Below are 20832 nucleotides of genomic sequence, written 5' to 3'. Positions count from 1 at the left end.
ACACATAACCAGGCCAGCAACCTGACATTGCATGCTACGCTCCGTTTTGGGGTGGCTTCGCCACTTTACCCCAAAACTACACTCTACATGCAATGCAGGTTCTAGCGGCGTTAGGCAGTAATCGAATTATGATTTTTAACTCAATTAAAAAAATATTCTCCGGAACGGTTTATGTTCAATTGAGTGAGAGTAATATCCGTATATACAATATTGAGTCAGATTTGATATACGATCAGAGCCCTTATATTGCTATTGATAAATCAAATCCGAAGAAAGAGATTGTTCATGCTATAGGCAATGAGGCTGAGCATCTAAAGGGTAGTTTGAAATACGAGGTGACTAATCCTTTTTCTCACCCTAGGCTATTGGTGTCATGCTTTATCAAAGCTGAAAAAGTATTATTGCATGGTATTCGCGAAGTGCATAAAAATAAATTTTTTGCACCCAGCCCGATCGTCGTAATCCATCCTATAGAAAAGCTGGAAGGAGGCATTACTGATATAGAATGTAGGGTTTATCGCGAATTAGCACTTGGCGCGGGTGCGAGAGAAGTTCATTTGCACGTAGGTACTATGTTAAACACAAAGAATTTCAATTTAAACCAGGTAGTTGAGCCTGAAATTGCCTAACAATACGCCCTGAGTAGGACAGTCAAGCACTATTTCATAAATGTTTGTATTAATGCCTCAGGAGGTCGGTTTGTTAAAAATCGGATAAGAATAATGTCGGGTAATTATTTTACATGCGCAGACTGTTGCGACAACCAACAATATTGTTAGTACCGATAATGTGTTTGTTGCTTAGCTTATGCTCAGGTTTTAACTTTGTACTGCAAAATTCAACAGAGGCGAATTTCGTTTTTTAAGAGCATTTAAATATTTTGTTTCGTCATAGGGTGTTTTTGTTTTCCAGCACCTAAAAGCAATACGAATCCATTTAAAAGCCAGTGCCCGAATTATCGTTTGATGGTGTTTACCTTTAGCTTTTTGCTGGTCATAGTAGGCTTGAGCCCAAAAAGAATATCGAATACTTAGCCCGGCCCACTCAATAAACGTTTGCCTTAGAAACGTAGGGCAACTTCGCCGCCAGTGAACCCATTCTTGATTACCGCTGCGTTCGAGTACAGGCGCAACACCGGATAGCCGTTGAAGTTCTTCGCAAGTTTCATAGCGCTCTCTGTTCTCGCCAAAGGCGACTAAAATTCGAGGAGCCATTTGCGGGCCCGCACCAGGAAAGCTGTCGAAAATGAAATGGTCCTTCGTGACACGATACCGTGTTTTTATCTCCTTGTTCAATATATCGATAGCTTCAATCAAAAGTCTTAGCTGGCTCACAAGAATATTGACTAAAATGACGCTGGGCTCAATTACGCCAAAATCGTCAGTAAGCGGCACAGCGTTTTTAATGTCTCTGATACGTTTTTCGTTAATGTCCGGATAGCGTGCATTGTGATTATTGAAAAATCTCAGAAGTGTGCTCTTTCGGGCTTTTTTGGCCTCTTTTAATGTAGGCCATCGGTCTAGGAAATCGCAAAAGATGGTAGTGTCCCTATCTGGAAATATATCCAAAACTAAAGGAAAATGATTTTTTAGAGCAGCAATGATTTTATTGCAAATGTCCACGCGGTTTTGAACCATTTTGCGACGAGTCTCTAATAGCTGCGCTAAAGCGCGAATCGATGCAGATTCTGGCTCGAGCATTCGAAGTTTGTTCATATGGAGCATTAAGAAATCCGCTTGAATCATAGCGTCGGAGGGGTCGTCTTTTGCGCCACTAGTGGCAAAGGCTTTCCGATATTGGGAGACCGTTGCGGGGTTGGCGGGGAAAATGACAATATGAGAATATTTAAGAAGAGCGTAAACCAGCGGTCCTTTCTTAAGCTCGCAGCAAACGGCAACGGGTTTATCAGGGTAGCGCTTTTTAAGCGAGTTCGCCCAATCATCAATGGCATCCGGTTTGCTCGATATCACAAGTAATCGCTGGTTCTTGCCATCCACGGAGCGTTCACAGATATCATGTTTTTGGTCGGCCCAATCAATGCCGACTAATAGGGAAAAATTTGAAACTTTCGGTTCTTTCATCCTCTATCTCCTTAGAGTATGGTGCAAGGGGGCATGCAATGAATTCGTTTCGCGCAGGCATTATAGAAAGTCGGTGCAACGACATTCCCTGAGTATGCGTTTTGAAACGAAAGACTTCTTCTGGTTCGAAAGTATTGTTATGATCTTTAAAAGTTTAAAGCTCCATATTCGTAACCAGAAGAAGCATGTTCCCACTAATCTCACCGAAAGAGAAACTACCGTAAAACAGGAACGGTCAAACTATAAAAAGCTGCACCTGACAAATATTGCTACGCTCGTTTTTGTGTATGTCGCGTAGCTCCATTTTACACAAAAACGCTCTCCGCAATATTTGCAGGTGAGCTTGGCGTTATGCATCCAAGGTGAAGATTATTAGAGCTCTATTTATAAGCTTATTATTTTTTCCATTAATTTGTTTTTCTTCTCAAGAGAGAATTCATCAATGGGAAGACGTGGCATATAAACTAACATTGCCAGAACCTTATGGACTAGTTGAGCTTAATGTTAAATTTGGGGGAGATTATGCAAGTAGAAAAATTATTGAAATGACTTTTTCTATTGGGGATAAAGAATTCCAAGTGCCGCAGAAAGCTCTCTCTGATATAGATCAAATTCAAACCAACAGCATTAGGATTCAAAGTGAGCTTCACAATCCATATAACCTTGGTGTAGGTATCTATGTAGTGTTTAATTATGGGAATAAAGGGCAAAATACAGCACATATCATCACCAATGATTTAAAGTTGGTGTCACGCTCCTTGCGTGTAAAAACTAGTGAAACAACTTGGCAACATAGTGAGATCAAGTTTTAATGCATAACAAAAAGCTGCACGCGGAAACATTTTACTACGCTCGTTTTTGTGCATTCCGCTGCGCTCCATTTTTTCACAAAAGCGCTCTCCGTAAAATGTTCCGGTGAGCTTGGCGTTAACTTTACATGGAGAGTTCATTGAATCCCGAAGCGTTTGAAATTGCACAAGCCGTACTACTTTCATTAGGTGGCGGCGGCCTGATTATACTTTCTCTATCTAGTTTCTTAGGTAAAGTTTGGGCCCAAAGAATATTGGAATCTGAAAAGTCAGAGCATGAAAAAGAAATCAGTGAATTTAAAACACGGCTTTCTTCTCTTGCGCATCAAAAATCGCTTAATTATCAGCAAAAGCTGGATCTATACAAAGTGGTATCCAACCCATTGGTCGTAAGCGCCAATCCAACTACAGGTCAGAGTGTTTAATATTCCAAGGTAACAGATCATCCATGTCGGTACTGTTTAAGTTGGGTAGCGTTTCAAAGACATAGCGTAAATAGTTATACGGGTTTAGTCCATTGGCCTTTGCTGTCTCAACAAGACTATAAATGTTTGCACTCGCTCGTGCACCAGCTTGACTCTTTGCAAAGAGCCAATTTTTTCTACCAATAGTAAATGGACGGATAGAGCGTTCAGCTGCATTATTGTCAATTGGGTACGAGCCATCATCAATGTAAGCTGCAAGCCTTGCCCATTGGTTCGATAGATACGACAACGCTTTGCCCACAGCCGTTTCCGGCGGAATAGTGAGAAGACTTTTATCCAGCCATCTTTTCAAATTTTCAAGAATAGGCTTTGCTTTTTCCTGTCTGATTCTATAACGCTTATCCGGAGGATCGTGTTTGGTTGCTGCCTCTATCGCGTAAAGCTTCTTGATTTCGTTAATTGCAACATCCGCTTTACCTATTTTTCCTTTTGGTTGAACTTTTTGTGCTTCAACGAACTTTCTTCGCGCATGAGCCCAACATCCTATGCGAGTAATATTATATTTTTCGCATGCAGGCTGATAACCCTCATAGCCGTCCACCATAATGGCGGCGGTTTGATTTGATAGTAAGGTATTGGGTGTTTCTTGTGATCGCGATGCTGAATAACGATAAAGCAATGCAGGCCGATCACCAAAACTTGCCATTAACCATAAATAACTTTTACTTTGCGCCGTTTTCCCCGGTTCATCTAAGACTTGCAGTGTTGTTTCATCTAAGTGCAAGAGTGTTTGTTGCTGTAAATGCTCTTGTAAACGATCAATGAAAGGCTGTACAAGATCTCCAACTTTTACCATCCAGTTGGCGAGGTTGGTACGATCCAAGTGAATACCAATACGTTTAAACATGTCGCTTTGGCGATAAAGCGGTAACGCATCGCAATACTTTTGAACCGCCACATAGGCAAGTAACCCTGGGCTGGCGATACTTTTCTCTATTGGTAGTTTGGTGGACCGCGCTGCTGTTTTGACATGCTCTTCACAGCACGGGCAGGCATACTTTAATCGTCGATGACGAATGACTTTGATTTGAGCAGGAATAATATCGAGCTGTTCTAAATCATCACTACCGATAAGCTCTAGCTCCGCACCATCATGTGGGCAGACTTTATCCTCTTCGGATAGATCATGAATAATGTCTTCTCTTGGAAGCTCTTCGGGAATGCTGATGCGTGGCTTACGTGTACGCTCGTGAGACTTGACTATTGTGGTATCTGCTTCTTGCTCAAAAGCTGCCTCTTCGGCAATGGATTCAGCCTCATTAAAGAGACCGACTTGATCAGGAGAAGCTTTTTCGCTTGAGGGTGAAAATTTACGATGAAGGAAGAGACGAATTTGCTCCTTCAGTGATTCAACTTGCGCATCTCTCTTAGCAAGCTTTTCTCGCAATTCCGAATTTTCTTTTTCAAGTTTCACCACGGTATTCATGGTGCTGGATTATACCAAAAACACTAGCCAACGGAGCGATAACTTAGCGTTTTATGAGGCTTAATTTGCATAATATCGAAGCCACGTAGCAGCCAGAGCCATTGCTCACCACTAAGCTTTATGGTTTCTTTCTTTGAACGCTTAGGCCACTTGAACCGCTCTTTCTCTAGACGCTTTTGCCAAAGTACAAATCCTGACTCATCCCAGTAAAGCACTTTGAGCTGGGAGCAGCGCTTATTGCAGAAAACAAAAACAGCGCGATCAAAAGGCGATAACTCCATTTCTTCAGATACGATAAGCGATAGACCGTTTATCGCTTTACGAAAATCAACCGGATCTCTATGCAGATAGACCTCAATATCATCATTCCAATGAATCATGCTAAGCTATGCACCAAGGTCAAAAGTGACTGCATCGGCATATTGGCAGGACACTGGATTTTGCAGCGACCAACAGCAATCGTAAAGTTTGTATCTACGGTGCCTATCTTAGTCGACTCAACACCAACGGCAACAAACTTAGATTGATTGCGACTTAGGCGTTTGTTCAGTTGCTGGTTGAAGTAGCTGGAGTTTATTTTTTGGTCTTTGCAGTACTGAGTTTGAGTCTGGCCGCTTTGTTTAAACGCTTCAATGAGTTTTGGCCAGTCGTACTTTTTGTATTTTCGCATGATCCCTCCGGTTATTTAGTGGAGGCATTAGGGTACTGAATGTCTAGCTCTGCTGATAGATGGGGTTGGATTGGCGCTTACCATTGGTCGAACTTGTTGCACTTATAAATAAAAGAGAAGGGCTAACCGAGGCACATGTTCACGAATTCGACAGACAGCGTCTACACATTACTGCGCAATTGGCTCTATTTGCCCCGCAAAATGTTTTTGAATCTTTTAATACAATGATCGACTATATCTACGATTCATTAGAAACAGGCGGTTTTGAATTTAGTGTTTTTCGAGAAAAGGCACTTAGTTACTTATCTGAAATGCGGAAAGATATTGGCATTTACCAAGATGAAGTTTCATATAATGGGCATAGATAAAGTTAACAAGGCGTTGCAGCTCGTTTCGGCTTCGCCTCCACTGGACAATTAGTAGGTAGCCGTTTTGCACTGGCTTCGCCAGTTTACTGCAAAACACCCACCTACTAATTGCCGCTGAACTTGGCGTTAGCCGTCATGAGTGCCATGAATAAACTATTATTGTTATTAATGCTCGTGTTAAGTGGGTGTGGGGTCTATGAATGCATAGATATGAAAGTAGAGCGTGAGCCGAAACCTATTGATAAAACCATAATCGTTAGCCTTGCCTTCCAAGAGCAGGAGATGAGTATGGAATTAAAGTGCGAAGAATACTACGATGCTTTGTGCGCTGAGCGCGGAAACTACTGGGACGTTCGGGAAGTTGGTTCTGAAAAATCAGGTCAAACGAGCTCATTTAAATTTACTGATCCTAAACTAGGTAACGTAGAAGTTTCAGTCCCTTGGTGTGGCGATATTGTGAAAGGTCGTATGATTCCGCTGAACCATATATTGCCAAAAATAAATGGCGAAACATACTGGTTGGTGAGTATGGAAAATGGAGTTGGTAAATACCAAACATCAAAACATATGACCAAAACAGTCAAAGAAGCATATTTTAATTTATCAATGAGTATAAACGGAGTTCAACTTAAGTAGTGTCACAGCTAACAAAGCCATCAAATCGACAGCTTTACGCTGCGCTTCAAGCGGCAATTTATGGCGGCGTTCTACGTAAATATGAATGAAATTAAGTGCCAATGCGGAAATACAATTAAAGAGGGCTCATATCCTTCTTCAACATCTGCGTACTATCTAACAGAATCGAATGAAGATCGTTACGCTGATGCGATTGCAATGCCTGTTGAGGAATGCGTTGAATCAGCAAAAGCCGGTAGCTTAGATAATTGGTTCTCTACTAATAAAGGAAATGGGTATCCTGAAGATCTGTCTAAAGATACATTCGCATATGACATCATTGGGAACTCCCAACAAGTTAATATGAATCGAGTCTATGAATGTGAAAATTGTGGGTCGTTACATTTTTTAAAGGGAGACACACTTTTAAGTTATTCTTCTACGAAAGGTTACAATAAATTATTTAGTGGCGATGAAACGTAGAACAAGGTTATCAAATTGACCCGCATTGCTTCGTTCCATTTTGGGGTTGGCTTCGCCAACTATACTCCAAAACTCCACTCCCGCAACGCGGGCAATTTATAACGGCGTTAGCTTTTGGAATCAATAATGGATATTACTTGGGCTTCAATAGGAAAAGTGATGGTAGCGGCACTTGCTACATATGTCTTGTTGCCCGCAGTGCTTGTGCTCAGGGATTACGTCATTTGGAAGCTTGTTTCTGTTTATGTGCTTAATGATAATTTGCGGTCTGAGATTAGGCGATACGCTATGTTATCAGACGACTATAAAAAGAACTGCTCTGGAAGTCATGACTTTCCTCTTGGAAAAGAGAAAGAAGGGTTTGCATTTGTCGCTAAATCCCAGAAGGTTAGTGATGAGCTAAACAAAACAAAATTTTACATAGATAGAAAATCTCGATTTCTTTCGTGGATGCTAAAACATTACAAGCAAGATGGTAAAAACCCTATTGATGAGTGGTTGAAGCAGGCGCACGAAGAGGTTGCTAATAAAAATCGAGGGAAAAGCTAACAAGGCCAGCCAAGTTCAGCCACTTCGTGGCTTGGACTTCCGTTACGGCGCTTCGCGCCTTCACTCCAGCCCTTGCTGGCAACGTTAGAGGGCATCATGAAGCCAGTGCCATATAAATTGTCTGAAGGCTTATACCTAGAAAGTTCAGGTAAAATTTTGCCGTGGTATAAAAGCTTGCATCAAATTACAAAAATGGGTGGTAAGCCGTTACCTGAAAAAGGAAAAACTAATCAGTTCTTCTGGAAGCAGGAAACCATCTTTGGTGGCATGAATGTTTCGATTCAAGCGATGCAACAAGGCAACGGTATATTTTTCTTGAGCCCGAAAAATAAAGACAACGCTGATTCAGCAGAAACTGAATATGAGCAAGTAAAACATGAATTGGTTTCTAAGTTTGGCGCGCCAGATAAAGCGGTAGAAAAAGATGGTTATCCGTGGGCCTTCCCCTATTCGGGTGGCTTTCTAGCCTTTCCTAATAAACTCCCCTAGAATCCCAGCCTTTTATTTCTTGGTTTTCAGTGATGGACGAGCTTTCTCTTTACGAAAAAATATTATCAATCTCTTCTCCTTGGTTTGTCGAATCAGTTCAGCTAGATGAGCGTGACAACACCGTTCACGTCCACGTTGAATACGATTGCGACAAACATTTAACCTGCCCTTTGTGTGAATCCAGATGTAGTCGCCATGACACCAGAACAAGAACATGGCGCCATCTCGATAGCTGTCAATTTCGCACTCTCGTTCACGCGAATATCCCTCGCTCTAAATGTCGCACGCACGGTGTATTGCAAGCTGATATCCCCTGGGCTGATAAGCGATCAAGTTTCACCTTGATGTTTGAGGCTTATGTAATCTCCTGGCTTCAAGAGGCGAGTATTAATGCCGTCAGTAAGAAGCTGGCGCTTAGCTGGAATGCTGCCGATGGAATAATGAAGCGGGCTGTAGAGCGAGGCCTAAAAAGACGGTCTCATCTACATATTCAAAACCTAGCTGTCGATGAGGTCTGCAGCAAAAAGGGACATGAATATGTGACCATTGTTTCTAATGATCATGGGCATGTAATAGATGTCCAAGAAGATCGCAAAAAATCGAGTTTAAACGCATTTTTTACAGGATTAAGTGACAAGCAAATCCAATCAGTTGAAACGATTAGTATGGATATGAGTCCGTCCTATATTTATGCCACCAAAGAGTATATTCCTCACTGGGAAAGAGCGATATGTTTTGATAGGTTCCATGTTGCGATGGACTTAAATAAGGCTCTAAATAGTGTTCGTAAAAGTGAAGCCAATATGGTCGCGCAACAACACAAGCTAGAGCTCCATAGATCGAAATTTGCATGGCTGAGATCACGTGAAAATCTAAAGGATATTCATTCTGTACAGATTTCAACATTAAGCGTTGTAGCAAAGAAGACTGCACGCGCATGGGCGATAAAGGAGTATGCCATGGAGCTCTGGAATTATGATGATCGTATATGGGCTGAAGAAGCTTGGAAGCAATGGTACAGCTGGGCGATAAGAAGCCGCCTCAATCCTATAAAATCGGTAGCTAAAAGCATAAAGAAGAATCTATGGGGGATAATAAACGCCATCGTAAATAAAAAGAATAATGCTGGTGCAGAAAGTATAAATAGCAGAATAAAAATGCTAAAAGTAAAAGCGAAAGGTTTTAGGAATAAGGCCCGTTTTAAGGCTGCAATTTTATTTCATCTCGGCGGGCTGGACCTGATGCCAGAAATCTAGCCACCCGAATAGGGGAAGGCCCTTATCCGTACACTAGATGGTTTTGGGGTGACGTTTGCTTGAGTCTTACTATCGCAGAGCGGTTCATGGATTATGTGGCTTTGTCGGTATCAAACGGGGTAATAAAAAATGCCCTCTAACAAGTCAAGGCAGCAACGCCACTGCGTGGCTGGACGCGCTAACGCGCGCCGCTGCTTGAGGCGTTAGAATTCAAAAATAATCTGGGAGAAAATTCTTGGTCTTTGCATTAAAAATAGTAATGCTTGTTGCATTAATACAGATACTTTATCAAACGAACAAACCCATTTTGTGTGCTGGGATATACGCAGGAATTGGATTTGTTCTTGGCCTTCTGTTCGGTTCAGGTTTTCTGTATGTAGTAATTTCATCAGCTATTGCGTTTGGGTTAGCCCTAGTTTATTTCGCCCTGCTAAACAACTTCAAAGACGGTATGTTGCATTGGGTAATACTTATCGGCGGACTGGTAATTGGGCTGGTTTAGCAGGTTGCATTCTAACCATGTTGTCAACCTGATTCCCCATACTACGCTCCTTTTTGCGGTGGCTTCGCCACTCTACCGCAAAAGTACGCTCCGCATGGGGCACAGGTTACAACGGCGTTAGGCACACATGAAAAGAATTATAGCAATTGTTGTTTTAATCATATTTCCTATCACTGTTTTGGGTGGTGAAATTCTTTGGAATAGCGATAAATGTTAACGCCAATGTAAAAATGACCCACTAACGCCAAACGAAAATTGACCCACCTGAGGCACTATAGCCGCCGGATTAATAGCTAGGCGGTGACATGATTACTCAGGAGATATTAGTGGATATTCACGTATTACATAGGCAAGGGCTTGGCATTCGCGCGATTGCAAAAAAGCTCAACCTTTCCAGAAATACCGTGCGAAGCTACCTTCGTGCACCAGCTAAAACACCAACATATTCGGAGCGAGAGCAGCGCCCTTCGATCCTAGATCCTTACAAGCCGTATTTGCTCGAACGTATTGAGGCAGCTAAGCCGCACTGGATACCTGCGACTGTTTTGCATAGAGAGATTCGTGAACGAGGGTACACGGGTGGCGTATCAACGATTAAGGTGTTTGTTCATGCGTTCAAACCCTCGGTTAATGACCCTGTCGTGCGATTCGAAACCGAACCTGGCGAGCAAATGCAGGTCGACTTTACGATCATTCGCCGAGGCCGAAATGCGCTTAAAGCCTTTGTCGCTACAATGGGGTTTAGCCGAGGCACTTACGTAAAGTTCTCTAGTTCTGAAAACCAGCAAGATTGGCTTGAAGGCATCAAGGGTGCGCTAGAATACTTTGGTGGTGTACCAAAGGAGATACTCTTCGATAACGCCAAGTCCATCATGATTCAGCGCGATGCGTACGGCAACGGTAAGCACCAATGGAATGCTCAATTACTAGATCAGGCAAACACCTATGGTTACCGACCTCGGGCTTGCCGACCGTACAGAGCTAAAACCAAAGGTAAGGTTGAACGCTTCAACTCTTATCTTAAGCAGTGTTTTGTCACACCGTTGTCTGCCACATTAAAGCAAGCTGGCCTGACTCTGAATGTTGAGGCCGCAAATGCCCATATAGGCACTTGGCTAAATGACGTAGCTCATCAGCGGACGCACGGCACAACTAATGTTAAACCCCAAATACGTATGGATAAAGAGCTGCAATATCTACAGCCGCTGCCATCTGAATACAAGACAGTAGATTCACCGGTTATTACAACTATACGACCACTTCCGGTAGAAAGCTTCCAGCACCCGCTGGACGTCTACGATCAACTGCTTGAGGTGGCTCAATGAACATTCAACACGAACGCATACGCAGTGCTTGCACGCAGCTAAAGTTGGAATCAATGGCCAGAGAGTGGTCGGCGCTAGCCGATAAAGCCAGCTCAACTGAGCAAACCCTAGCAGACTTCTTTGAGCAATTACTGCGCACCGAGCTAGATGCAAAAGCTGAACGTACGCAAGCGACATTACTAAAGTTTGCTGGTTTGCCAGCCCAAAAGCGCATAGAAGATTACGACTTCAAGTTTGCCTCAGGAGCCCCCAAAAAACAGATTCAGGAACTTGCTGGATTAGGTTTTTTAGAGCGGACAGAGAATGTGGTGTTACTTGGTCCAAGTGGTGTAGGAAAGAGCCATCTTGCAATCGCTTTGGCCTATAAAGCCATTTTGACGGGTCACAAAACGCGCTTTATAACCGCTGCCGACTTAATGTTGCAGCTTTCCACAGCAAAAGCGCAAGGCCGACTTGATGGTTATCTTAAGCGAAATATTATTGGGCCGAAATTAATGATCATTGATGAGATTGGCTATCTACCCTTTGGGCGAGAGGAGGCGAATTTATTCTTCAATGTCATAGCAAAACGTTACGAAAAAGGCAGCATTATCGTCACCAGCAATCTGCCGTTCTCACAATGGTCAAATGCCTTTGCTGACGATACAACACTAACCGCAGCACTACTCGATCGGCTACTGCATCACGCACACATTGTACAAATATCGGGAGAAAGCTATCGGCTAAAAAACAAAAAGCATGCGGGCATCGCCCCGCCACAATCGATCAATAATTAAACGGGGTGGGTCAGTTTTACTTTGGCGATAATCGGTAAAAGTGGGTCAGTTTTAAGCTGGCGTTGACAGATAAAACGGCATTAGCCTTTTGTGAATCAAAAGATAAAACAATTTGTTTTGTTATTGCCAATAATATTCCAACGAATGTTAGCCGTATTGAAAACGCTAACCTCGGAAAATTGGGATTGGCGGGCAAAGAGCAATATGAAAAAATTGAAACGTTTCCATCCGAGTGGGTGGCTGAGAAGCAAAACGGCAATTTGATATCGTTTACAACAAGGGCATGGAGAAATGGTCAGCGCTATACTGCCAGCGGGCCGGTGTTTGTTAAAAATGACGGTGTTTATGTCCATCAGTAGCTTGCCTAACAAGGCAATCTTGCCTCGTTCGCTGCGCTCACTGGACCTCCGTTTCGGCGCTTCGCGCCTACACTACGGCCGCAAATTGCGGCGTTATACGTAACTACAGATGAAGACAAAACTGGAAGTAGAAGCTTTTAAGGAAGTAAGGAAAGTGGTTCATACGTGGAAGCCAATAGCCTGGGCCACTTACGATGATGATGAACCAGATTTAGACCCATCAGACCCAGATTATGAATCAGCTAAATCGATGTTGGAAGATGAACTTAATAGTACGATCAAATCTATTGTTAAGCAGCTTCATCGGGTAAAAACAGAAAACGATATGATATTTACACTTCATCGAGCGTTTACTGAGCTTGATGATAGAGTTGCGAAGATAGACTGTACTAAATATGGTAAAGAGCTATTTTATACTTTAAAAAAAGTTGGAGCCATTTAGCGAGGTTACGTATAACAATACGCTCAAACACCGCTCCGGCCTTCGGCCTCCACTGGACGCCCAATGCTACGCTCGTTTGTGCATTTGCTTCGCAAATTATTGCACAAACCAGCTACACATTGTGCGCCGTTTAGCTCAGCGTTAATAGGCAAAAATGAGCACAGTGCTAATCGTCATTTTTTACATTGTTCAAATAACTCTTTCGTTGATTGTCATGTATTGGCTTTCACAGAGGTATGAAGGCAAGAGATCTGTACTCGTAGTTTCCGCCTTGGTAGTTGCTGTAAGTTTGGCGTTGCTAGCATTGTTTTTTTTCTTTTTTTATGCGGCAGCGGTTTTAATTATTGTTTTAATGGCTAGGTGGCTCATGGCTGAGTGGGAACATCCCAAATATGGCGGTATTATTCTTGGTCTGTATTTTGGCTTCTTTCTTAGTTTCCCTGTGGGTGTTTACCAGTATGCCAATTAACAAGGCTATCAAAAATCGTTCCGGCCCAAAAGCGGCCTCCACTGGACGCGCTAACGCGCGCCTTTTATAGCGGCGTTAAGTGTCAAAACCATGATTAAGCATATAGCTATAATTTTCTTCTTAATGTTGATTCTAATGTCTATTGGAACGGTAGGTTTGTATAAGCTGGTTGGCACCTATTCAGGTCAAGATGCAATGTGCCTGTCTGGCATTGTGGCAGGCATAGTTGTTGGGCTTTGGTATGGAAAATCTCAGGGGCTGGGAGTAGTTTTTCCTATTAATTTAAGTGCGGTCGCGATTAGCGCTCCTTTGGTAGTATTGTCATTAGTGTTTTCTCACTCGGGCCAAGATCTTGTAGAATCATTGGCATATTTTAGCGTAGGTTTTTCACTTTTGTTTTTCTTTATTGTCGGTTTAGGTTGGGGTAAGCACTTAACAAGGGTAGCCAATTGACCTCCGTAAGCTGTCTTGGTTTTTGCAAAAAGATGCAAAAACACAATCCACCTCACTCCGGCAATTGCTACCGGCGTTAAGTGAATATGCAGAAACTGATAGCACTATTTCTATTTTTCTCTATGCAGGCTCATTCGCTCGAGGCCTTCGTCTCATATTGCCAGTACAAAGATTCTATTTTAGGACTTATGTATCCACAAAAATCAAACTCGAGTACATACTACCTTTTTGAGTTAAAAGAGGGTCGGTATATTGATCTAGGTAGTGGTGATTCAGGTGGTGATTATTTTCAAAGCGGGATCGCGGCTAACCGAGAGGAAGGGGAGACGCTCATGGTTAGGTCAGAACAACTGAAGTCCTATTTCAAAGGTACAGGTTTCAAGCTTATCTCTATACCCGAAAATCATACTGAAATTAAACTGGTTGCAAAAAATGTTTGTAATCTACAATAGAAATCACTTAACAAGTCAAGGCAGCAACGCCACTTTGTGGCTGGACGCGCTAACGCGCGCCGCTGCTTGAGGCGTTATGCATAAATCATGAAGAAACGATTTAAAATTTTAATTTGGGTTTCAAGTATTATATTTATTGGGTTTGTTATCCCAGAGCCGAAGAGTATACCGGTAGTTGGAGCAACTAAATCCGATTGGAACAAAGATAGTTTTTGGTATGAGCCTTGGGGCACATCTGGGGTGCATAAAGGTGTTGATGTGTTTGCATCAAAAGGTGCCTCGGTTGTTGCCACAACTAATATGCTGGTGTTATATACTGGTCAAATTCAAAAAGGCGGAAAAATCGTAGTGGGCTTAGGCCCTAAGTGGCGGTTACACTACTTTGCTCACTTAGATAACTTTGAGTCAACTCTAGGTTTGTTTGTAGCTTCAGGTAGTAAGGTTGGCTCGGTAGGTGATACGGGCAATGCAAGGGGTAAGCAGCCTCACTTGCATTTTTCCTTATTCAGTTTACTACCGCTGCCTTGGTTAGTAGATAATTCTACTCAAGGTTATAAAAAGGCATTCTATTTAGATCCAATTAAGTACTTTGGTTCAGGTAATGCATAACAAAAACATTAAAATTCGCCCTGCGGGCTGGACGTCGCTTCGCTCCGCCTTTTATGTTGGCGTTAACTGTCTTAAATAAGATCGCACTAAAACTAAACGAAAGCATGGAGCAAGAAAGATGGCAAAATCTAGTGTATTTATAAGCTTTGACTACGACAACGATAAGGGTATAAAAGAGCTTTTGATCGGACAGTCAAAGAATAGTGACACACCATTTGAAATCGCAGACTGGTCGATAAAAGATCACCTGACCGGTGACTGGAAAGAGAAAGCCAGAACAAAGATCAAACAAACCGACCAAGTAGTTGTTCTCTGCGGCCAGTATAATGCAACTGGTGTAAACGCCGAACTTAAGCTGGCACAAGAAGAAGGTATTCCTTACTTCCTTCTTAGAGGTTACAAAGATAAAAAATGCACCTTTCCATCGACGTCAAAAAGCTCAGATAAAATGTATGATTGGACATGGGACAATCTGAAAAAACTGATTGGTGGGGCTAGATAATATGGGCTCGGAAGAAATAAATCGTAGTCTATATGCTAGCGGCAACGCTAGCAGCTACGAAGAGAATACAGCCTATCAAGCACACATGCTTGAACAATATAAGCTATACCAGTCTTCAGCTGAAAAAATTAGCGACCGTAGACAAACCGCGAATTCATTTTTCGTAACTATTAATACGGCCTTGGTTTCTTTAATTAGCTATTTAAATTTCGGCGGAGAAACGCCCTCAGAATACTATTGGCTGGTCTCTTTGGCAGGCATTGCAATATCATACATGTGGTACAGGCTGGTTCGCTCATACAAAGATTTGAATAGTGCTAAATTTAAAGTCATTCATGAAATTGAAAAGAGCTTGCCTGTTAGCCCATATGATGCTGAGTGGGAAGCTGTCGGTCGTGGAGAGAAGCCCGAACTTTACCTCCCATTCACTCACATTGAAATTTTTGTTCCGTGGGTCTTTATTGCTCTGCATTCACTTGTTCTAATCAATAGTGCTTTTCCATATGTAAAAGGTTAATTATTTCCAACTAATCTTTTATGTGAAAATTAGCTTCTGAAATGAGAGGGGTCGCGAATTCAATGCCGCCTACTAAGGTCGTAAATTATATTTATACTGTAGATAGGAAAGTAAAATTCGTATGCCAGCTTATCTTTCTTCAGAAAGCCTTTTTGTTCTTATTGTCCATAGTGTTAGTTATCTCTACGATTTTTCTATGCTTCTTTTTTTCAATAATTTGGTCTCTAATTATTCCATTGGCAGCATTGATTTTATATTATGGGTCAAGGCCTGCCTACCTTGTTCTCTATCTTAGGAAATTTAATGAGAAGGATTCGTCAATTAAAGACAATATTATAGCACCTACCTTTAATTCATACTTTAGAACTATATCGTTATTTGATGATAAACTAGTGTCCAATCCTCATGTTTCTTTAGAAGGCTTTGCCAACTTTATTGCTTATGTATTTGTTTTTTCCGCTGTTTTTTCAGCAGCAATATTTCTTGATATAGATTTACTGCCAGACTCACCCGCACTTAGATTTATTATTTTTATTATAATTTCTAGCCCTTTATCTATTAAAATAAATTCATTGTTTTCAAAAAAAAGAGAAAGGAAAACTACTTTACAAGTAAATAGTGATTCATCCCTAGATTTAGCACTTGGGAAAATAAAAGAGAACGGGAGAGCGAGGTTACTATATAGTCCGATTTGGAGAGTCCATACCCACAACGATATTTGGAGAAAGTCTATCATTGAAATTGGAGGAAAAGTTGATGCGATATTAGTTGACTTGTCATCCTGGGGAGAAAGTTTAGTTTGGGAGCTGGAAACACTTACTAAATTGGCCTCTGAGAAGCTTGTAATAACGTGCTCAGAGGAAGGTATGAATAAATTGAATCAACTGTTAAGTCAAGGCGACGAAGCTGCTATTCGTGTGCAACAAGCAATTCTGAAAAAAGATGTCATTGTACTAAAAAAAGAGATACTAGGCTCTTCGCGCTTCAGGAAAACTCTGTTGTTTAAGCTTCTATTTACAGCGCGCACTAATTGTTGTTCTGGTCAAGTAAAACCGGACACCTATTTTTTATAAATTCCCTGCTAACGCGCTTCACTTGTTGACTGCAGAATCGAAGTGTCGAACCTGCTCTATTCGAGCAGAACCGACTCTTCCATTTTGCAGCACATACTTGGATTCTTCGTATTTTATTGGCGATAAATCTTCATTCGCCGAATGAAAACGATGTACATTGTAGTAGCGCATATATTTGCCCACGTCAGTCTTCATGTGCGCTCTTGTCGGCTGCGCAATCTTAAATATCCAATCGTGTTTAAGGCTTCCGAAGAAGCGTTCAACAACCGCATTATCCCAACAGGCACCAACGTCTCCCATACTCGCCCGCATATCGTAAGCCGCTAGAAGTTTTCGATAGCGCTTACTGGTATATTGTGAGCCTCTATCGCTATGAAAAACTAAGCCTTTAGGCGGCTGTCTTAGGTTGTAGGCCTTTATCAGGGCCTTGCTCACTAAATTAGTTGTCATGCGCTTATCAATGTACCAACCAACAATTCGACGCGAGTACAAATCCATAATAATCGCCAAATACATCCAACCTTCGCCGGTCTTCAGGTAAGTGACATCGCCCGCCCAAATTTGATTCGGCCCCACTGGGTTAAAATTCTGATTCAGCAAGTTGTCGGCTACGGCATCCGAGGTTTTGCGTTTAGTTGTCACTTTATAGGCGGTTCGCTGAGTGACCCTTAAGCCAAGCTTGCGCATCAAGTTACGAACCCGATAACGACCAATCTGAAAGCCTTCTTCGCGTAATTTCTTCATCATCTCGCGACTACCCAGGCTATTGCGACTCTGCTCGAAAAGCCACTTCATCCTACGGTGTAGGTGCAAGGTATCGCTTGTTATCACTGTGCCTGGGCGCTTAAGCCAATCGTAATAGGACGTTTTCCCAACGCCCATCACGCGACACAACATAACTACAGGAAAGCGAGGTGATTCAGTCTGAATGAAATCGTACTTTACTTCATTTCTTTCGCAAAGAAGGCACTGGCCTTTTTTAAAATCTCTTTCTCCATGCGCAGCTCTTTGTTTTCCTTGCGCAAGCGCTTAAGCTCGACTCTCTCATCCTCGGCCAGCACTTCACCTGCCTCACTAGACTCCACCTTTTCTTTCCATTTGTAGAGCATGTTGGTTGCGATACCCAACGATTTAGCGGCCTCAGGAACGGAATAGCCTTGTTCTCGAACAAGCGCAACGGCCTCTTCCTTAAACTCTTTCGGGTACTGCTTGTAAGTACGCTTCTGACTCATAATGACACCTTAATTGTTGACTAATATTGTCTCTCATTAAAGTGTCCGGTGCTATTAGACCAGTACATGTATCGCAGCTAAAGTCGAATGAGCTTAATTGCCAGTACCACCACAGTTAACAATTCAAAGCAGTCGGACGGCTACGCCGCGCGCTGTTTGAGGCGTTAGGCTTTAAGTATGTACAGAATCTTAACCGCCATTTTAATTTTGTTTACTATTTCAGGTTGTGAGCCCGATTATCCGCCTCCTGAAGGCTATGTGGAGTCTTGTTATGGCGGTGATTTTGGAGAAAAGCTAGCGGGTGCGAAACCTGAACTCTTAATTTCGTTAGAACTGGACGTCGAACATTGGCCAAAATTGAGAGGCCAACTAGAGAAAATAGCAAAAGAGAGTAATGTGCGTTTCTTTTATGATAATCGTGATTACGGTGGCCTCACAATGTTTAATGCTTCGCTTTGTTCTGAAAATGGCTTGTTTATGAATGTCGATAAACGGATTTGGAGTAACAGTAGCGTTTCAAACCTACCTATGATGTTAACTATTTATACCTACAAAAATAAATCTACATGGGCTACTTTCATAGAAAAAGTAAAATCTATAATGGAAATAAATTGGAAAGAATATTACGTTAAAAATGAAGCCGAAGCTTCCTTGGAGTTGTCACATTAAAGGCAAAGTAAGCAAGCCTAACAATACGTGCCAGCTGACATTTTGGTCGGCGCTCTGTTTTGTGTATGGCTTCGCCATTTTACACAAAACTCCACACCAACCAAAATGCAGCTGCACTCTGCGTTAAATAGCTCGGCAACATACTATTTATACGGCGTGAAGATTTCAGTTTTAAACTTACATTTTTAGCTGTGTAGTGGTTTTAAATATAATGCTAGTTTCATAACGAAACAGTTCGTTTAGCTCTACCAGCATTAAACCGTGCAAACCACTCTAAAAGTCTGTTTTAGTATTTTAAGTTTTACTGGTTGCAAGCATATTTTAGTAACTCGTAAAAAGTGTTATTTTCGAGCGGGTAGTTTTAATGAAGAAAAAAGCAGAGCGGGGTAGTGGTGTAAAGTTTACCGGTCGTTCTTCTTAGGGTTTTCAGGTTTAGCGTTTACGGGTGTTCATGTAGCGTTGTTCGCCACTTTGGTAGCAAAGCTCCATTTGCGTTCCGCAACGCAGTGTTGGTGTTGTTTGGTGTATCGCCATTTAACAAGGCCATCATGCTGCGCCAGCAAGCTGGCTGGACAAATTTTCCGTTGTTTGTTTTGTGCTTTAACGCTACGCTAGCACAAAAAAACAACTCCAAATTTGCCGCATATGGCGGCGTTAGCACTATCATCATGGAGATATAAATGTGGAATTAGCACCAGAAGAAAAAAGAGGTCAACGGTGGGGTAGGCTAAAATACGCTTTGTTTTGCTTACTAATGTTCTTTATTTTTATAGTTGCGGCTAGGTTTATGGTGCCTGGCATGTACAAACTTGAGCCTGATCCAGTAGGCTATTTCACTCTATCCTTTATACGGGATCTAGCTATTGCACTGGCAGCGATTAAGCGATTTCATGATTTTGGAAAAAGTGGGTGGTTTTGTTTGTTGGTGTTTATACCCGGTATAGGCGCTCTGACTTCTCTGGTTTTATTTTTTATTCCCGGATCAAGGAAAACAAACCAATATGGGCCTAAACCAGCGATGCTCATTGACACTTAAATTGCTAACAAGGCCAGTCAATCTGACCTCCGTAAACTGTCTTCTTTTTTGCAAGATACGGCAAAAAACCAGCCAGTTCACTCCGGCAGTTGCTGGCGGCGTTATGCATAAATCATGAAGAAACGATTTAAAATTTTAATTTGGGTTTCAAGTATTATATTTATTGGGTTTGTCATCCCAGAGCCGAAGAGTATACCGGTAGTTGGAGCAACTAAATCCGATTGGAACAAAGATAGTTTTTGGTATGAGCCTTGGGGCACATCTGGGGTGCATAAAGGTGTTGATGTGTTTGCATCAAAAGGTGCCTCGGTTGTTGCCACAACTAATATGCTGGTGTTATATACTGGTCAAATTCAAAAAGGCGGAAAAATCGTAGTGGGCTTAGGCCCTAAGTGGCGGTTACACTACTTTGCTCACTTAGATAACTTTGAGTCAACTCTAGGTTTGTTTGTAGCTTCAGGTAGTAAGGTTGGCTCGGTAGGTGATACGGGCAATGCAAGGGGTAAGCAGCCTCACTTGCATTTTTCCTTATTCAGTTTACTACCGCTGCCTTGGTTAGTAGATAATTCTACTCAAGGTTATAAAAAGGCATTCTATTTAGATCCAATTAAGTACTTTGGTTCAGGTAATGCATAACAAAAACATTAAAATTCGCCCTGCGGGCTGGACGTCGCTTCGCTCCGCCTTTTATGTTGGCGTTAGGCAAATATGAAATACCACGATTTTCACTTGGAAAGCTATAAAGTCTTAGAGCGAGGAGAAAAGATCGAAATTAATTTGGTCTACGAATATCCGGGTGAGGAAAAAGATGATAGCCAAATTACTTTCATGGGGGTTGCGCTCTATAATTTCATTAACTGCCAAGGCGCTATCATTACAGATATCGAGGAGGTTCCTTTGGTAGAATTTATCCTTTCTAAAGAAAAAGAACTGGCAGAGTGGAATCGAATGTATGGTGTAAAATATTGGAAATTAGATGTTGCCACGTATATTGAAAAGTTGAGCTCTATGGGTCTTAAAGTTTGGGAAATTACCTCTGCAATTGGTTTCTATGGCTTCGTCATAGCCAAAGAGGTCAGTGCAAGTGCCTAACAAATAAGGATATGTCGCGCTTGCCGCGACATATCTCATTGTTGAACAAGCCCGTGGTCGAGCTCTTTATTAGTAAATAAGTCGATAGGAGGT

At 42.0% G+C, this 20832-nt stretch carries 30 protein-coding genes; 25 read left to right on the top strand and 5 right to left on the bottom strand.

Annotation, left to right across the window (positions count from 1 at the left end):
- Window positions 1-128 precede the first annotated feature (128 nt).
- The gene (locus H5647_RS15530; protein ID WP_045861460.1) at window positions 129-629 is read left to right on the top strand and encodes a rod shape-determining protein; all 501 of its coding nucleotides are present in this window, start codon (window positions 129-131) and stop codon (window positions 627-629) included.
- A 189-nt stretch (window positions 630-818) separates the two neighbouring features.
- Here the strand turns inward: H5647_RS15530 and H5647_RS15525 are convergent, their stop codons facing one another.
- Complete coding sequence (locus tag H5647_RS15525) at window positions 819-2081, bottom strand: IS110 family transposase (RefSeq protein WP_045859545.1); 1263 nt, start codon at window positions 2079-2081, stop codon at window positions 819-821.
- Window positions 2082-2443: 362 nt separating this feature from the next.
- Here H5647_RS15525 and H5647_RS15520 point away from each other — a divergent pair, with 362 nt between their 5' ends.
- Window positions 2444-2893 (top strand): hypothetical protein, encoded by a 450-nt coding sequence (locus H5647_RS15520; protein WP_045859817.1) that lies wholly within the window; start codon window positions 2444-2446, stop codon window positions 2891-2893.
- A gap of 125 nt (window positions 2894-3018) precedes the next feature.
- Window positions 3019-3315, top strand: a complete 297-nt coding sequence (locus tag H5647_RS15515) for a hypothetical protein (protein WP_052692108.1) — start codon at window positions 3019-3021, stop codon at window positions 3313-3315.
- On the opposite strand, the gene tnpC is transcribed toward H5647_RS15515, so the two are convergent.
- The 3 genes from tnpC to tnpA are packed head-to-tail and all read right to left on the bottom strand — an operon-like array spanning window position 3296 to window position 5471.
- Window positions 3296-4801 (bottom strand): IS66 family transposase, encoded by a 1506-nt coding sequence (gene tnpC, locus H5647_RS15510; RefSeq protein WP_045856572.1) that lies wholly within the window; start codon window positions 4799-4801, stop codon window positions 3296-3298. The genes H5647_RS15515 and tnpC overlap by 20 nt on opposite strands.
- 23 nt (window positions 4802-4824) lie before the next feature.
- On the bottom strand, window positions 4825-5181 hold the full coding sequence (tnpB, locus tag H5647_RS15505) for an IS66 family insertion sequence element accessory protein TnpB (protein ID WP_045858751.1): 357 nt from the start codon (window positions 5179-5181) through the stop codon (window positions 4825-4827).
- The gene (gene tnpA, locus H5647_RS15500; RefSeq protein ID WP_045856576.1) at window positions 5178-5471 is read right to left on the bottom strand and encodes an IS66 family insertion sequence element accessory protein TnpA; all 294 of its coding nucleotides are present in this window, start codon (window positions 5469-5471) and stop codon (window positions 5178-5180) included. The genes tnpB and tnpA overlap by 4 nt, the downstream gene beginning before the upstream one ends.
- Window positions 5472-5554: 83 nt before the next feature.
- On the opposite strand from tnpA, the gene H5647_RS15495 reads away from it, so the two are divergent.
- The 18 genes from H5647_RS15495 (at window position 5555) to H5647_RS15410 (ending at window position 16710) form a co-directional block, all read left to right on the top strand.
- Window positions 5555-5839: a hypothetical protein gene (locus H5647_RS15495; RefSeq protein WP_162926415.1), complete on the top strand. Its 285-nt coding sequence runs from the start codon at window positions 5555-5557 to the stop codon at window positions 5837-5839.
- Window positions 5840-6049: 210 nt separating this feature from the next.
- Window positions 6050-6475 (top strand): hypothetical protein, encoded by a 426-nt coding sequence (locus H5647_RS15490; protein WP_162926414.1) that lies wholly within the window; start codon window positions 6050-6052, stop codon window positions 6473-6475.
- An 81-nt stretch (window positions 6476-6556) separates the two neighbouring features.
- On the top strand, window positions 6557-6937 hold the full coding sequence (locus H5647_RS15485) for a hypothetical protein (RefSeq protein WP_162926413.1): 381 nt from the start codon (window positions 6557-6559) through the stop codon (window positions 6935-6937).
- 126 nt (window positions 6938-7063) lie between these two features.
- Window positions 7064-7486, top strand: coding sequence for a hypothetical protein (locus H5647_RS15480; protein ID WP_045859100.1), 423 nt, complete (start codon window positions 7064-7066; stop codon window positions 7484-7486).
- A 96-nt stretch (window positions 7487-7582) separates the two neighbouring features.
- Window positions 7583-7975 carry a hypothetical protein gene (locus H5647_RS15475; protein ID WP_045859810.1) on the top strand — a complete coding sequence of 131 codons (393 nt, stop codon included), beginning with the start codon at window positions 7583-7585 and terminating at the stop codon, window positions 7973-7975.
- Window positions 7976-8007: 32 nt separating this feature from the next.
- Window positions 8008-9231 (top strand): ISL3 family transposase, encoded by a 1224-nt coding sequence (locus H5647_RS15470; protein ID WP_045858420.1) that lies wholly within the window; start codon window positions 8008-8010, stop codon window positions 9229-9231.
- Between the two features lie 235 nt (window positions 9232-9466).
- The gene (locus H5647_RS15465) at window positions 9467-9733 is read left to right on the top strand and encodes a hypothetical protein (protein WP_045859808.1); all 267 of its coding nucleotides are present in this window, start codon (window positions 9467-9469) and stop codon (window positions 9731-9733) included.
- A 305-nt stretch (window positions 9734-10038) separates the two neighbouring features.
- The gene (gene istA / locus H5647_RS15460; protein WP_045856331.1) at window positions 10039-11058 is read left to right on the top strand and encodes an IS21 family transposase; all 1020 of its coding nucleotides are present in this window, start codon (window positions 10039-10041) and stop codon (window positions 11056-11058) included.
- Window positions 11055-11834 (top strand): IS21-like element helper ATPase IstB, encoded by a 780-nt coding sequence (gene istB, locus H5647_RS15455; protein WP_045855575.1) that lies wholly within the window; start codon window positions 11055-11057, stop codon window positions 11832-11834. Before istA ends, istB begins: the two co-directional genes overlap by 4 nt.
- A gap of 62 nt (window positions 11835-11896) precedes the next feature.
- The gene (locus H5647_RS15450; protein WP_045859807.1) at window positions 11897-12193 is read left to right on the top strand and encodes a hypothetical protein; all 297 of its coding nucleotides are present in this window, start codon (window positions 11897-11899) and stop codon (window positions 12191-12193) included.
- Window positions 12194-12302: 109 nt separating this feature from the next.
- A complete protein-coding gene (locus tag H5647_RS15445) occupies window positions 12303-12635 on the top strand; it encodes a hypothetical protein (RefSeq protein ID WP_045859806.1) in 333 nt (110 codons plus the stop codon).
- Between the two features lie 154 nt (window positions 12636-12789).
- Window positions 12790-13104: a hypothetical protein gene (locus H5647_RS15440; protein ID WP_045859805.1), complete on the top strand. Its 315-nt coding sequence runs from the start codon at window positions 12790-12792 to the stop codon at window positions 13102-13104.
- A gap of 90 nt (window positions 13105-13194) precedes the next feature.
- A complete protein-coding gene (locus H5647_RS15435; protein ID WP_052692107.1) occupies window positions 13195-13557 on the top strand; it encodes a hypothetical protein in 363 nt (120 codons plus the stop codon).
- An 86-nt stretch (window positions 13558-13643) separates the two neighbouring features.
- Complete coding sequence (locus tag H5647_RS15430) at window positions 13644-14009, top strand: hypothetical protein (RefSeq protein ID WP_045856534.1); 366 nt, start codon at window positions 13644-13646, stop codon at window positions 14007-14009.
- Between the two features lie 87 nt (window positions 14010-14096).
- The gene (locus tag H5647_RS15425) at window positions 14097-14618 is read left to right on the top strand and encodes a M23 family metallopeptidase (RefSeq protein WP_045859793.1); all 522 of its coding nucleotides are present in this window, start codon (window positions 14097-14099) and stop codon (window positions 14616-14618) included.
- A gap of 118 nt (window positions 14619-14736) precedes the next feature.
- A complete protein-coding gene (locus tag H5647_RS15420; protein ID WP_045859803.1) occupies window positions 14737-15120 on the top strand; it encodes a TIR domain-containing protein in 384 nt (127 codons plus the stop codon).
- Between the two features lies 1 nt (window position 15121).
- Window positions 15122-15637, top strand: a complete 516-nt coding sequence (locus tag H5647_RS15415; RefSeq protein WP_052692106.1) for a RipA family octameric membrane protein — start codon at window positions 15122-15124, stop codon at window positions 15635-15637.
- A 392-nt stretch (window positions 15638-16029) separates the two neighbouring features.
- Window positions 16030-16710: a hypothetical protein gene (locus H5647_RS15410; protein ID WP_162926412.1), complete on the top strand. Its 681-nt coding sequence runs from the start codon at window positions 16030-16032 to the stop codon at window positions 16708-16710.
- An 18-nt stretch (window positions 16711-16728) separates the two neighbouring features.
- Here H5647_RS15410 and H5647_RS15405 read toward each other — a convergent pair.
- A protein-coding gene (locus H5647_RS15405) for an IS3 family transposase (protein WP_236074922.1) occupies window positions 16729-17942 on the bottom strand; the annotation gives its coding sequence in 2 pieces (ribosomal slippage) (window positions 16729-17693 and window positions 17693-17942; 1215 coding nt in all).
- A 177-nt stretch (window positions 17943-18119) separates the two neighbouring features.
- On the opposite strand from H5647_RS15405, the gene H5647_RS15400 reads away from it, so the two are divergent.
- From H5647_RS15400 to H5647_RS15385, 4 genes are all read left to right on the top strand, one after another.
- Complete coding sequence (locus tag H5647_RS15400; protein ID WP_045859796.1) at window positions 18120-18611, top strand: hypothetical protein; 492 nt, start codon at window positions 18120-18122, stop codon at window positions 18609-18611.
- Between the two features lie 682 nt (window positions 18612-19293).
- A complete protein-coding gene (locus tag H5647_RS15395) occupies window positions 19294-19647 on the top strand; it encodes a DUF805 domain-containing protein (RefSeq protein ID WP_052692037.1) in 354 nt (117 codons plus the stop codon).
- Between the two features lie 114 nt (window positions 19648-19761).
- Window positions 19762-20283 carry a M23 family metallopeptidase gene (locus tag H5647_RS15390; protein WP_045859793.1) on the top strand — a complete coding sequence of 174 codons (522 nt, stop codon included), beginning with the start codon at window positions 19762-19764 and terminating at the stop codon, window positions 20281-20283.
- A gap of 72 nt (window positions 20284-20355) precedes the next feature.
- The gene (locus H5647_RS15385) at window positions 20356-20739 is read left to right on the top strand and encodes a hypothetical protein (protein WP_045859791.1); all 384 of its coding nucleotides are present in this window, start codon (window positions 20356-20358) and stop codon (window positions 20737-20739) included.
- The last annotated feature ends 93 nt before the right edge of the window (window positions 20740-20832 follow it).

It is taken from the genome of Teredinibacter purpureus (genome assembly GCF_014217335.1).
In the GTDB taxonomy this organism is placed as follows: domain Bacteria; phylum Pseudomonadota; class Gammaproteobacteria; order Pseudomonadales; family Cellvibrionaceae; genus Teredinibacter; species Teredinibacter purpureus.
This window is presented reverse-complemented; position numbering and strand designations above follow the sequence as displayed.